At 72.4% G+C, this 13,243-nt stretch carries 9 protein-coding genes; 2 read left to right on the forward strand and 7 right to left on the reverse strand.

Annotation, left to right across the window (positions count from 1 at the left end):
* Window positions 1-626: hypothetical protein (locus tag E1285_RS37490; RefSeq protein WP_243723321.1), on the reverse strand; the 626-nt coding region annotated here is incomplete at its 3' end.
* A gap of 447 nt (window positions 627-1,073) precedes the next feature.
* On the opposite strand from E1285_RS37490, the gene E1285_RS37495 reads away from it, so the two are divergent.
* The gene (locus tag E1285_RS37495; RefSeq protein WP_132159346.1) at window positions 1,074-2,156 is read left to right on the forward strand and encodes a phosphotransferase family protein; all 1,083 of its coding nucleotides are present in this window, start codon (window positions 1,074-1,076) and stop codon (window positions 2,154-2,156) included.
* Between the two features lie 97 nt (window positions 2,157-2,253).
* Here the strand turns inward: E1285_RS37495 and E1285_RS37500 are convergent, their stop codons facing one another.
* The 3 genes from E1285_RS37500 to E1285_RS37510 form a co-directional block, all read right to left on the reverse strand.
* A complete protein-coding gene (locus E1285_RS37500) occupies window positions 2,254-3,732 on the reverse strand; it encodes a sigma-70 family RNA polymerase sigma factor (RefSeq protein WP_132159347.1) in 1,479 nt (492 codons plus the stop codon).
* 214 nt (window positions 3,733-3,946) lie between these two features.
* On the reverse strand, window positions 3,947-5,455 hold the full coding sequence (locus E1285_RS37505) for a sigma-70 family RNA polymerase sigma factor (protein WP_132159348.1): 1,509 nt from the start codon (window positions 5,453-5,455) through the stop codon (window positions 3,947-3,949).
* A 391-nt stretch (window positions 5,456-5,846) separates the two neighbouring features.
* Window positions 5,847-8,123 (reverse strand): substrate-binding and VWA domain-containing protein, encoded by a 2,277-nt coding sequence (locus E1285_RS37510; protein WP_132159349.1) that lies wholly within the window; start codon window positions 8,121-8,123, stop codon window positions 5,847-5,849.
* Between the two features lie 205 nt (window positions 8,124-8,328).
* Between E1285_RS37510 and E1285_RS37515 the strand changes: the two genes are divergently transcribed.
* Window positions 8,329-9,141, forward strand: a complete 813-nt coding sequence (locus E1285_RS37515; RefSeq protein WP_132159350.1) for an RNA methyltransferase — start codon at window positions 8,329-8,331, stop codon at window positions 9,139-9,141.
* Here E1285_RS37515 and E1285_RS37520 read toward each other — a convergent pair whose 3' ends face one another.
* From E1285_RS37520 to E1285_RS37530, 3 genes are all read right to left on the reverse strand, one after another.
* Window positions 9,142-10,182: a hypothetical protein gene (locus E1285_RS37520; protein WP_132159351.1), complete on the reverse strand. Its 1,041-nt coding sequence runs from the start codon at window positions 10,180-10,182 to the stop codon at window positions 9,142-9,144.
* A 109-nt stretch (window positions 10,183-10,291) separates the two neighbouring features.
* On the reverse strand, window positions 10,292-10,660 hold the full coding sequence (locus tag E1285_RS37525) for a hypothetical protein (RefSeq protein ID WP_132159352.1): 369 nt from the start codon (window positions 10,658-10,660) through the stop codon (window positions 10,292-10,294).
* The coding region (locus E1285_RS37530; RefSeq protein ID WP_207947110.1) for an SseB family protein at window positions 10,657-13,243 on the reverse strand (2,587 nt) is incomplete at its 5' end. The genes E1285_RS37530 and E1285_RS37525, both read right to left, overlap by 4 nt.

Raw genomic sequence — 13,243 nt, forward strand, 5'->3', positions numbered from 1 at the left:
GGGCGTACCGGGTCGGCCGTGCGCGGGTTCCGCGGCAGGAGACGGGGCGCGTCGGCGAGGGAGGCGGCGGGGGCGTCGGTGAGGGGCGCGCGCGGCCTCGGGATGGGGGCCACCGGCGTGTCGGGTCCGGTGATGCGGCGGACGTCGATCGCGCCGGGGTCGGGACGGTCGACCAGCGGCACCTGGGACGCCCCGTAGTGCCCGCCGCGCGCCCAGTCCTTCCGCTCGCGGTGCGCGTGGTACGACTGCGGCGACGGCAGCGGCGGCCCGGCGGGCCAGCGGCGCGGGACGCCCCACGTGTCGAGCCAGGCGACGATCGTTTCGAGGCCGGCGAGCGGCGTCCCGGTGAACGGCGCCCGGGACTGGCCGATCACCATGATCTGCACGCAGAAGCGTCCCTCACGGCCGACGCGCCCGCCGAGCAGCCGGGCGGCGCGGGTAGCCGGCAGGAGCTGGACGATCTCGCCGGTGCCGGGATGCCAGACCAGGTGCGGCGGCCGGTCCTCCTTGATGAGGTCGGCGGCTGCCGAGCGGGCGGAAACGTTCCGCGGGTCGTGCTCGCCGGTGCACCAGACGACCCTGGGAGCACCTCCTCGCAGGGCTCCGCCGTCGTGTCGTGCCGGCATGCGGCCGGCTCCCGGCAGCCATGCGTCTGCCACGGTGTGTCCCCCCAATCGGGCGGTCTAGTCCCGAATGGCCTAGTCCTACTCTGCTTAGCCCAGCAGGACCTAGAAAGTCCAGCCTGCCGTCATGGGCCGGGTATGACGGCTTTCGAACCCCACGCCGGGTAGAGACCACGGTGCTCGGGTGTCGTCGCAGATGCGTACCCCAGTGCCCCGCGGATTCCACCTGGAGTTCTCCATTTCTCTGGAATTCTCATCGAATCGCCCGTCCACCGGCGGGCATCCGAGGCGTGTTTCCGCACGTCAGCGTGATGCTGGATGCCAGGTGAAGCAATGCTGCAAGTCGGCCGGAAGTGGCCGATCGGTTACCGGCCGCGCTTGCCGGCCGCGTGGCCGGTACCGGGGTGGGGTTCACCACCCCGGCCGAGCGACGTTCTAAAATGACGCGCCATGACCGTTGACGCAGAGCTTCCGCCCGGGGTACCCGGCATCGACGTCCCCCGCCTGGCGGAGTGGCTGGCCCGTGAGCTGCCCGGATCGGGACGCATCGGCGAGATCGACCTGATCGCGGGCGGTCGTTCGAACCTCACCTACGGCATCACGCTGGACGGCGGCCGCCGGATCGTGCTGCGCAGGCCGCCGCTCGGGCACGTCCAGCCGACGGCCCACGACATGGGCCGCGAGTACCGGGTCCTGACCGCGCTCGGCGACGGGACGGCGGTGCCGGTGCCGAGGACGCTGGCCTTCTGCGACGACGAGGACGTCATCGGCGCGCGCTTCTACCTCATGGACTACGTCGAAGGACGCGTCCTGCGCACCCGCGAGGACGCCGAGGAGATCACCTCCGAGCAGGCGCGCGGCCTCAGCGAGGCGCTCGCCGCGGCGCTCGCCGGGATCCACACGGTCGACGTGAAGGCCGTCGGCCTGGAGGACTTCGGGCGGCCGAGCGGCTACATGGAGCGCCAGCTCAAGCGCTGGGGCAAGCAGTGGGACGGCTCCCAGGAGGCCATCCGCGCCACCGGGACCACCCGCGACCTGCCCGAGTACGACCGGCTCGTCGCCAGGCTCGCCGGACGCATGCCGGCCGACGCCCCGGCCCGCCTCGTCCACGGCGACTTCCGGCTCGACAACGCCCTCGCCCGGCTGGAGCCCCGTACCGAGATCGCCGCCGTGGTCGACTGGGAGATGTCGACGCTCGGCGACCCGCTGTCCGACCTCGGGCTGACGCTCGTCTACTGGGCCGAGGCCGGCGACGCCGAGCACCTCCCCGTCGGCGCCACGATCACCTCGGCGCCCGGCTTCTTCACCCGCCGCGAGTTCACCGACCGGTACGCGGCGCTGACCGGCTTCGATCTGGCCGACCTCGACTTCTACGTCGCGTTCGCGTGCTTCAAGCTCGCGGTCATCCTGGAGGGCATCCACGCCCGCTACCTGCAGAACGCGACCGTCGGCGAGGGCTTCGACCAGATCGGCGGCGGTGTCCCGCTCCTTCTGGACCGCGCCCACAGCACCCTGGACACCGGCACCATTTGAACACCGGCACCATCTGACCGGACGTGCGGCTGGGACGCGCGACGCCCGTCCCAGCCTCCGCCCAGCAGCAGAAGCTTCAGCAGTACGTGATTCAGGTTCAGCAGTACGAGACGCCGGCCGTAGCGCCTGGCGAAAACGAGACCGATCCGTTCCTGTCGCCCCAGCAGATGGGGGCCGTCCGGGTGACGGTCACGCCGGCGGACTCGCCCGCCGAAAGGCGGCCCCCGCCGCCCGCGCTGATCTCGCCGGACGTGCCCGTCACCCGCCAGTTCACCGGCCCGCCGACGGCGGTGACGCGGACGGTGCAGGTGTCGTCGCGCCTGCCCATCCGGCAGCCGTCAACCGACAGCCGGCCCGACCTCGGCCGCTCGGGCTCATCGGTCTGCAGCGGAGGCTGCGGCGTCCGGGTCGTCGGCGTCCTGGACGGGGTCTTGGACGGAGAAGGCGTCTTCGACGGCGTCTCCGACTCGGTGGGGGACGGCGACGTGACCGTGGGGGACGGGTCGGTCGGCGTCGGCTCGGGCTGGCCGGAGCCGACCGGCGCGCCGCTCTGACCGGGCGGCGCGGGGCCGTTCGCCGACGCGTTCGTGCCGCCGTCGCCGCCTCCCAGGGCAGCCATCGCCCCCGCTGACAGCACCACGACGCCCACGGCCACGGCGATGGCGCCGACGAGGGGGCCGCGCCGCCGGGGCGGCCGTTCACGGACGCGCGTGGGCGTCGGCTCGTAGGGGAGCGGCCAGCCGTACTCGTCGAACGGCTCGGTCCAGGCGGCGATGGCGCGGCGGTTCCCGGCGCGGTCCTCGGCGGTCGCGGCGGTCAGCACGTCGAGCCGCAGCTCGGCGGGGATCGCCGCGATCGGCATGACGGACAGCAGCCGGTCGGGCGGCAGCGGCGGTGTCTCCCGCTCCCCGCACACCGGGCAGCTCGCCACATGCCGGCCGAGCGACGCGGCCGCCTGCGGGGCCAGCGGCCACGACTCGGCCAGCGCCGAGACGCTGGGGCAGTCCTTCCAGTGGTTCTGCGCGATGAGCGCCGCGTGCAGCGCGGCGGCGAGGTCCTCGCGGGCCTTCTCCGCGAGCGCGAACGTCTCTTCCAGCGGCATCCCGAAGATGCCGGACAGGTCGACCTCGTCCAGCTCGTGGCGCACCGACAGGTCGACCGCCTCGCGCTGCCGGCCGTTGAGGGCGGCGATCGCGCTGTGCGCGAGCAGGCGGCGTTCCTCGCGCCGGGCGAGCTGCTCCTCGGTCAGGCCGTCGTCGGCCTCCGGCGCCTCCTGCCCGGTGTGCCGGTTGGGGCTGTCGCGGCGCCGCATGCACTCCTTGCGGGCGATCGCGTACAGCCAGCCGCGCAGCCGGTCCGGCTCGGTGAGGCGGTCGATGTGCTCGCGGGCCGCGACGACGACGTTGCGCAGCGCCCCGGCCGCCTCGACGCGGTCGCGGAGCAGCCCATGGCAGTAGTCGTAGAGGAACGGCGCATAGGTGTCGTAGACCTCGGTCAGCGCGATGACGTCCCCGGCTCGCAGCGCGTCCGCCAGCCTGAGGTTGTCGTTCTGCCTGGGCCCTGGCTCACCGGCCACGGGAACCCTCCCAGTCGAATTCGGTGTCGTCGATCGTGCCCCCCGGTGAGCGCCGGCGCCGGCCGGTCCGCTCTGGTTGCCTGATCTTGCCAGCAAGTTGCTGGGATTTCTCCGTTTTGCTTGGATTTCCGTTACGGGTCCGGTACGTACGGTGGCCGTCGGCTAGTTGATCAGCCTTAATGTCCGGAGAATGTGACTTATACCACGTATGCGGTCAGTCGCTGCCCTGGCCGCCGCCATCCGGGGACCCGGCCGGGCACGACAGGGTGACCGTGGCCTGGTCGCCGGTGGAGAAGCTGACCGTGCCGGAGCCGCCCGGCGGGCTGCAGGTCCCGCTGACACTGACCACCGCCGACTGCCCGCTGGCGAGCGTGCCGCCGCCGGCGGCGCTGAGCCCGTTGGACGCGCCCGTCACGGCCCACCGGACGGTCCCGCCCCTGGCACTCACCGGGAGGCTGCACCTGCCCGGACCGGGGCCGCTGATCGTGCAGCCGCCCACCGAGAGCGTCCCGGCTCGCTGGGAGAGGGTCGGCTCCGGCCTGGACGAACGGGACGGCGGCCGGCGCGTCCGCCTCGGGGACGGGGTCGTCGTGGTCGGGGTGGGCGTCACCGTCGGAGTCTCGCTCTCCGTGGGCGTCGGGGACTCCGACGGTTCCTCGGTCTCGCTCGGCAGGGACGAGCCGGGCGCGGACGTGGACGGCCCCGGCGAGCCCTGGGCGTCGGACCGTCCGCCGGACGAGTCCGGCATGATGAAGAACGCCCCCGCCACGATCAGTACCACCGCGGCTACGGCGGCGAGCACGGGCCAGAGAGCGCGCGGGGCGCCCCGTCCGCGCGAAGCCTTCGCGGCCGTCCGGTCGACGATGACCGGCCAGCCCCAGGCGTCGAACGGCTCGGCCCGGTACGCGATGTCGGCCAGGTCGGGGGCGAGCGCCGGATCGGTCGCGGTGGCCATGACCAGGCCGCGCAGGTCGGTCGGCATCATCGCGACGGGCATCACCTGCAGGAGCCGCGCCGCTGACACCGACCGGTCACGCCGGGCGGCACAGGCCGGGCACGTCTCGATGTGGTGGATCAGGCTGCGGGCGACGGGCGGCGGCAACGGCAGCCCGCCGCCTTCGACGATCGCCGCCGCGCCGGGGCAGTCACCGCCGTTCCTGGCGATGTAGGCGGCGGCGAGCGCGCCGTCGAGGCGGGCATGGGCGTCGCCGGTCAGGTCGGTGGCCTCCTGCGCGTTCATGCCGAGGACACCGCCGACCTCCGCGGCGTCCAGGCCGTGCCGCAGCAGGAGGTCCAGAGCCTCCCGCTCACGGCCCCGCAGCCCCGTCAGGGCGCTGTGGACGAGCTGGCGGGCCTCCAGCCGCTGGGCCAGCTCCGCGTCGTCCAGGAAGCCGTCCTCGACCTCAGGGGCCTCATGGCGCTCGGCGGGACGGTCCGGATCACGCAGCCGCCGCATGCACTCGTTGCGGACGAGCGCGTACAGCCAGCCGCGGAAGCGGTCGGGCTCGCGCATGCCGGACACGTGCGCGTAGGCGGCGATGAGCGCGTCGTGCAGGGCGCCGGCCGCCTGGTCCTGGTCGCGGAGCATCGCGTGGCAGTAGTCGTACAGGCGGGCCGCGTAGCGGTCCATGACCTGGATGAGGGCGCTCGGCTCGCCGTCGACCAAGGACCGGGCCAGGCGCTCGTCATCGGCGCGATCGAGACTGGGCCAACCGGACACCATGTCCTCCCGCGGGCTGTGATCGGAACCCTCGTCCGCGTCATCGGGGACGGGCTGGAAGATTCGCTGGGGAGCTGATGCACTCTCCGCGGCTCCGGACTCACGGCCGGCAGCCGGTGTGCCATTTCGTCCGGCACGCTCCGGGGCGTCGCCCCGGTCAGCCGCCCGGGCTGAAGATGACTCACTTCCCCCGTCACGGGCCAGGGAGGGAAAGTAGGTCGGAGGCCCGACGGCCCCGCTCCCCGTCGGGCCTCCACACAGTTGGACGGTCGCCTGCGGCGCCCGGTTGACACCGATCGCCAGGAAATATCAAGAACTACCTGACGCATCCGGATGATCACCCAATGGTGGTCACCCGGATGCCGATCAACGGATGCGGGTCACCGGACGCCGGTCACTGGATGCGGCGGGACAGCATCTTGAGGAAGATCTTCTGGATCTCCTCCGGCGTCTGCGCGACCTGGACGTTGCCGTTCGTCGCCTGCGCGATCTGCTTCAGCTCGTTGACGTCCACGCCGTCACCGAACCCGATCATGTTGACCTGGATCGGCTTGTTCGGGTCCTGCATGCCCTTGAGCTTGTCCAGGGTGTCCGGCAGCGACGGGCCGCCGGCGTCGTCGTTCTTGCCGTCCGTCAGCAGCAGGATGGAGTTGCCGAACTCCGGCTTGTAGGTCTCGTTCATCATCTCGTACGCGGCGAGCATCGTCCGGTACAGCCCGGTGTCGCCGTTCGGCTTCGGCCGCATCTGGTTCAGCGTCGACAGGATGAGGCCGCGCCGCGTGGTCGACCCGACCCGCTCACCGAGCGCGCCGATCTCCACCGTCTTCTTGTACGGGATGTCACCGTTCATGTTCGTCGAGAAGAGCCACTGGCCCATCTCGGTGTCGTTCGACATCATGCTGAGCCCGCCCTGCGAGATCTGCGCGATGGCCTGCAGCCGGTTGGTGTTCGGCCCGACCTTCTCCAGCATCGAGCCGGACACGTCGATCAGCGTGAGCATCCGCAGGCCGAGCGACAGCTTCGACCACGCCTGCATGACCTTCGCCACGTCCTCGCTCTTCGGCTGGGGCAGCTGCCGCGGGCGCGCCGGGCTGACGCCGGCCTTCTCGTCGAACCCCTTGGGCGCCTTGCCGTCCGGCGTGCGGAACCCCTGCTCGTGGACGTCGTTGCGGGTGGCCTCGGTGGCCATCGCCTTCTCCAGCAGCCGGGCGCCCTTCTGCTTCGCGGAGTCCTTGGAGGTGACGGTGAACGGGTAGTTCATCGACAGCGTGCCCTCAAGCGGGTAGAGCGCGACCGCCGGCACATTGGGCTTGCTCTGGTTGTGCTTCCACAGCGCCTGCTCGGACGACAGGGAGATCGGCTGCTTGCCGCTGGTCTTCTTGTTGAACGTCTCGAACTCCGCCTTGACCGAGGGGACGGTGCTCTCCCGGACGGTCCGCACGATGCCGGTGAAGATCGAGTCCCGGTTGGGGTCGTTGGCGAGCAGCGTGCTGGTCACCATCAGCGAGCCCATGCCCGCCGCGTTCGTCATCGGGTCGGGCACGACCAGCCGCACCTTGCCCGGCGGGATCATCTGGTTCTTGGTCACCGCGCCGCCCGCGACACCGCCGGCGGCCTTGAGCAGGTTGTCCCAGGACGGGCTGGCGGTGACGCCCTGCTGCTTGAGCTGCACCGCGAGCGGCTGCGGCAGGCCGACCACGATCGGGCTCGTCGCGAGCGATGTCTTGGTGGGGCTGACGCCGCCCTTGTCGTCGCCGCCCGCCTGCGCCAGCGAGATCCACAGTGACGAGTCGGGGATCCACACGTCCGGCCGCTCGTTGGCCGGGTTCGCCACGCCCTGCCCCGACAGCAGCGTCGACACCGTCCCGGGCTCGACCTTCTTCACCGTGGCCTGGACGCACTTGCCGTCGCTCTCCTGGCCGCTGTCGTTGAAGCGCTCCGCGGCCTTCTCCACGACCGGCGCGATGTCGGGCGCCGCCGCGACCGAGAGGTTCATCGCGTCGTCGCCCCCGCAGCCGCCGCTCGCGGCGAACGCGTAGACGCCGACGCCGAGCAGCAGCGCCAGGCCCGCGGCCCCGGCCATCGGCCCGACCAGCACGGCCGCGTTGCGCTTGCGCTTGCGCCGCCCGTACTCGTAGCCTCCGGACTCGCCGCCGTACCCACCGGAGCCGCCCGACCCTCCGGACCCTCCGCCGTAGCCGCCGGAACCACCGGGATCGCCCGGCCCGCCGCCGAAGGCCCCGGCCGGGCCGCCGTCGGAACTGCGGATGGAGTCGTACTCGCTGTACCCGGTACCGGCCAGCGGTGACGAGGAACTCCCGGGACGGCCCGCGCCCCCCGGCTCACCGGAGGGATAACCACCGGAACGTCCACCGGGGTAACCACCGCTCCCGGACGTGCCGTACGCGCCGGAACCGAAGGTGGGCTGCTCGCCCGACTGGCGCGGCGTGAACCACTCCGGTGTCTCACCCGACGCCCGGGGGCCGGCCGCGCCAGGGGGCGGCGCCCCCTGCGGACCGGCCTGCGGCTGGGCGAGCGGCTGGCCCTGGCCCTCCCGCCCGCCGAACCAGTCGGAGGACCCGTCGTTGGCCGGACCGAAGACGGGGCGGGACGGGTCGTACCCGCCCTCGCCCATCCCCTCGGGGATGTCATTGCGATGACGTCCGCTCATGACCTGCCCTCGATTCACCAGAAACCCGCCGATGTTCCCCGGCACTGTAGTAGTACGTCCCAGAGGTTACAAAGAACTCAAAACTGATAATGACGCAGGTCATGAGCGTATGTCTCAACGATGCTGGCATTGCCCCCGGATCATCACGATCCGTGAGCGAGGCACCACGGCTCCGCCACCGGGCGGACCAGGGCAGACTTGGGGCATGGCCAGCCTGGTTTCCGTCACAGATCCCGCCGACCCGCGCCTCGCGGACTTCGTGCGCCTCCGTGACGTGAACCTCAGAAAAAGTCTTGAAGCCGAGCACGGCCTGTTCGTCGCCGAGGGCGAGAAGGTCATCCGCCGCGCGATCGGCGCCGGCCACCCCGTCCGCTCCCTGCTGATGTCCCGCCGCTGGGCCGAACCGCTCGCCGACGTCCTGGACGACCTCGACGCCCCCGCCTACATCGCCGACGACGCCACCCTGGAATCCATCACCGGCTTCCAGGTCCACCGCGGCGCCCTGGCGTCCCTGGAACGCCTCCCCCTCCCCACCGTGGAAACCGTCCTGACCGCCGCCCACCGCGTCATCATCTGCGAAGACATCGTCGACCACACCAATGTCGGGGCTCTTTTCCGGTGTGCGGCGGCGCTCGGGGTGGACGCCGCCGTCCTGGCGCCCCGGTGCGCGGATCCGCTGTACCGCCGGTCGGTCAAGGTCTCCATGGGCGCGGTGTTCGCCCTCCCGTACGCCCGCATGACGGACTGGCGCACCGGCCTGTCCGCACTGCGCGAGCGCGGCTTCCAGCTCCTGGCGCTGACCCCCGCGCCGGACGCGGTGCCCATCGACGAGGTGAAGACCGCCGACCGGAGGGCGCTCCTACTGGGTTCCGAAGGGGACGGACTGTCGTCCCGCTGGCTGCACGAGGCCGACCACCGCGTCCGCATCCCGATGAACGAGACGGCCCTGGCCCGCGGCGTCGACTCCCTCAACGTGGTCGCCGCCGCCGCGATCGCCTGTTACGGCCTCACGCGCTGATCACTTGCCGAACATGCCCTTGCGGGGGCGGCGGTGCGTGCCCTTCACGCGCCTCGCGGCCCCGGCCGGGCGCAGGCGCCGCCGGCCAAGCCGCACCTGGGTCAGCAGCAGCGAGAACGCCACCAGCAGCGCCGCCAGCCACGCGATCTGCGTGCTGGCCATCCGCTCGAACGTGAGGTCCTGCGCGACGGGGGCCTCGTTGCCCTGCAACCGGCTCTGCGGCGTCACTCCAGCACTCTGGTTCGGCGCGACGGACGGGTTCGGCGCCTGGATGGGCGGCAGCGCCACCTCCGGCTTCGTCGCGTCGAACGACGAGTTCGGCTGCGGCGGCACAGCCCCACCGCCCGAGACCGACGGAGCGTCACCACCTGCGCCGCCCCCGGACGAGCCTCCGGAGCCACCGCCGCCATCAGAGCCGCCACTGCCCCCGCCGGAACCGCCTGAGCCACTACCAGACGAACCAGTGGGCGAAGGCTTGTCCGGCGGATCATCGGGCGACTTGGTCGGCGACTTGGTCGGTGTCTTGGTGGGCTCAGTCGGCGGCGGCGGGACGATGTACTTGATCGTCGTAGTGTCGGAGGTGGGATCGATGTCCGCGGCCTTGACGGTGACTTCGACCGTGAATGGGGCGGTTTTGTCAGCGCCCTTCTTCGGAACCTTCACTGTCGAGGCGACGGTGCCTTTCTCCCCGCTGGCCAGGTCCTCCGTGGAGCATGCCGCTGCGTCGAACGGTGCTCCACACGCGCCGGCGATCGTCGTTCCTTTGAGGGACGCCGTGATGTTCGTGACCTTGACGTTCTCCGCATTGCCGCCGTCGGCCTCAATGGTGGTCTTGATGTCCACGGATTTGCCCGCATCCACCGAGTCGGCCAATGGCTGGACAATCACTATGAGCTTGCCCGGGGCGGGCGATGGCGTGCCCGTGTCCGAGGGGGAGGGGGACGGGGTCTCGTTGGCTATGGCGGATGCGCCGCCGGCGGCCAGGACGGCGGCCGTGCCGAGTCCGACAAAGATCGGTTTCACTGCTGCTCGGCCGATCACTGCCGCAGCACCTCCGTCGCATCGCCGTTGAGCGCCTGTACCGCTACCCGGGGATCGCCCCGGGAATCATGCGACCACGGATTTGCGGGCCAATCAAGCCCGCGCGCCATCAGATCAACTCCTCCCGGACGTCCTCGACCTCCGCCCCGGGAGCCCATGTCTGCCAGATGCCCTGGTCGATGCGGTCGAGGCCGAGACTCTCGGCCACCGGGGCCCGTCCTCCCGTGTATTCGACCCGAAGCCAGGTTTCGTGCTCGCCGACGATGACGAACCTCTCGCCGCGCCAGCGGCACGTCGTGCGGACGTAACGCAGGTCCTCGACCTCGGACGCGGGGACGATGCGGCGGTAGCGTCCGGGACGCAGTTGCTCGAACCCGTCCGTCGGCCCCGGCGCGTACAGCCTGATCTCACCGTCGGCGCCCGGCGCGGCCTCGAAGTCCCTGCCGAGCCACCGCGCGACGTACCCGTCCCGGATCACTGGGTGGCCTCCGTCCGCCCGTTCCACGACTCGGCGTTCGCGTCCGGCCGCAGCCAGGCGAGCCGGTCGGGGTCGTACATGGCGATGAACCGCTCGGACCGGTCCCTGCCGAGGTAGTACATCTCCGCCCCGTACGGGAGGCGGACGCTGTCCACCTTGTACTCGCGGATGGAACCTGCGCTCCCGGGCGCGAAGCCGCTTCCCAGGAACGGCGGCCGCTCGATGACCCAGCCGGCCTCGCCCCAGGCGGCCAGGTCCTCCTCGTTCCGCCCGCCGAACGGGATCCGGTACAGGTCGGGGCAGTAGGCGGGCCACCGGATGACGTACACGCCCTCATCGCCGGGCGAGAACGAGGAGCCCTCGTACAGGAGCCCCAAGGTCTCGTACAGCTGGATCGGCGTCTGCAGTTCCGCCACATCGCCCGTCGAGTGGACGAATCCGCCGACCCGGTCGTATCCCTGCTCCAGGTACCAGGCGACGTGCACGTGCGGCACGACCTTCTGCATGATGGACGGCGACAGTACGCGGTCGTCGACGTCGTCGGGCGGCATCTGCGGTGCCGCCTCCCGCCGCGGCGGCGGCAGCGGAACCTCCTGCCGCCCCTGGACGAGCCCGACCCGCAACGCCCATTCGCTGAGCGCCAGCACCTGGTCGCCGCGCAGCGACGCCCCGATCCGGGTCCCGGGGTTGAGGAGCATCGTCCAGTCCTCGCGGGGCCACACGCCGATCAGTTCGCGGAAGTCGGCGTACACGAACCGGGACTCCGGCAGCACCTCGCGCAACCGGACCAGCGAGGTGAACACCTGTACCGCCGACCCGGTCCGCAGCGCCGCGTCCCACCGGAACTCCCGCTGGACGGGCGTCATCTCGAGCGGCGCGTCACCGGGGATCGGCACCAGGACGTTCGCGTTCAGCAGCACCCGCAGGAAGGCGTCCGAGTCGCCGCTCTGCGCCGCCTCGTGCAACTCCTGGTCGATCCGGTTGCCCGGCTCGAACGCGGCCTCGCGCTCGTCCACGGCGCGCAGCGCGGGTCCGCCCTCACCGCTCTGCGGCCCGGCAGCAGCGAAGCCGTCCTGCGCGACGGGCTCTTGCGTGGCTCCACGCGGATCACCCGGCACACCGGGCGCGCCGTGACCGCCTTGCGCGGCGTCCCGGTGGCCTGCCTCGAAGCCATGGTCCGCGCCGTGTTCGGCGGGAGCACCCGGTTGACCGGCCGCCCCGGTGGACGCGATGCCCGGGAGGCTGTGCGGGCCAGGGGAACTCGCCATGCCAGGAGGTGCGCTTCCCTCATGCTGTGTTTCGCCGCCCGGATTGACGCCGAGATCGTCGGCAGCCGGTGCAGGGGCGCCGCCGCCCATGCCGGTGCCCGGTGCCGCCTCGCCTCCCTGCGGACCTGCCCCTTGCGGGGCACCCATCCCTGCAGAGCCCATGCCCGGGTAGCCGCCCGCTGCTCCGGTGGGCGCTGCGGTGTCGGGTGCCCCCGTTGGGGTGTGCCGGGGGTCGAGAGGTGCGCTGGGGCCGCCCGCTTGTTCGCCGGACGTCGCCGGGCCGCCGGAGGTCGCCGGGTCGCCGAACGTGTCCGGGTGGCTGCCCGGTATGCCGGTGGGCGCCGCGATGTCGGGCGCCCTGGTCGGGTCGTACGGGGTATCGGGGGGTGCGCCGGGTCCGCTCGGCTGTCCGCCGGGCATCCCGGGCATCCCGGGCGTCGCGGGGCCTGCCGTGCCCGCGTCCGGGGGGCCGCCCGCTGCTCCGGCGGGCGCCGGGGCGTCGGATGCGCCGGTTGGGGCGTGCCGGGGGCCGGGAGGCGTGCCGGGGCCGCCCGGCTGTTCGCTGAACGTGCCGGGTGCCGTGGGGCCACCGGGTGCCGGCGTGCTCATGTCGGGATGGCTGCCGGGCGTCCCGGTGGGCATTGCGGTGTCGGGCGTCCCCGGCGGGGTGTATCGGGTGTCGGGAGGTGCGCCCGGCCCGTCCGCCTGTTCGCCGGATGCGACGGGTGTCGTGGGTTCGGAGGGGGCTGCCGCGTCGGTGTTCGGGTGGCTGCTCGGTGTTCCGGCGTGGGCCGCGGTGTCGGGCGCCCCGGTTGCGGCGTGCAGGGAGTCGGGAGGCGCGCCGGGGCCGCCTTGCCGCTCCACGGGCCCGGTGGGCGCCGCCGTGCTCGTGTCCGGGTGGTGGCCCGGTGCGGCGGGAGCGGCGGCTCCGTGCTGCGGTGCCTCGCCGCCCGAGTGAGTGGTGCTCGCGGGTTCCGCCGGCGTGCCGGACGCCGGGGGGCCGCTTCCGGCTTGGTCCGGGAGGCCGAAGGGGCCGGGTGCGCCGTGCCGGGGTTCGGGAGGCGTGCCAGGTCCGGACGGGAGGTCGCCGGGCATGCCGGATGCCGTCCGGTCGCCTTGCGGGGCCAGCGTGTGAGGTGGGCCGGGCACGGCCGTTCCCGGTGGGGCCTCCGGTATGGCCGCCGGGGCTTCACGACCGCTTTCGGGCGCCTCCTGGCCTGGTGCGTCCTGCGTGGCGGGTGCGGCGAACACGTCCTGTCCGGCCGGGTCGCGTCCCGCTGGGGGACCGTCCGGCGGTGCCGGGGCGCCGTGGTCG

Origin of the sequence: Actinomadura sp. 7K507 (genome assembly GCF_004348425.1) — a bacterium.
In the GTDB taxonomy this organism is placed as follows: Bacteria; Actinomycetota; Actinomycetes; order Streptosporangiales; family Streptosporangiaceae; genus Spirillospora.

What these genes read in the sequence shown, in the direction of transcription:
- E1285_RS37505 (WP_132159348.1), bottom strand. Translation starts at nt 5,455, where the DNA reads ATGGTGTCCGGTTGGCCCAGTCTCGATCGCGCCGATGACGAGCGCCTG.
- E1285_RS37515 (WP_132159350.1), top strand. Translation starts at nt 8,329, where the DNA reads ATGGCCAGCCTGGTTTCCGTCACAGATCCCGCCGACCCGCGCCTCGCG.
- E1285_RS37510 (WP_132159349.1), bottom strand. Translation starts at nt 8,123, where the DNA reads ATGAGCGGACGTCATCGCAATGACATCCCCGAGGGGATGGGCGAGGGC.
- E1285_RS37495 (WP_132159346.1), top strand. Translation starts at nt 1,074, where the DNA reads ATGACCGTTGACGCAGAGCTTCCGCCCGGGGTACCCGGCATCGACGTC.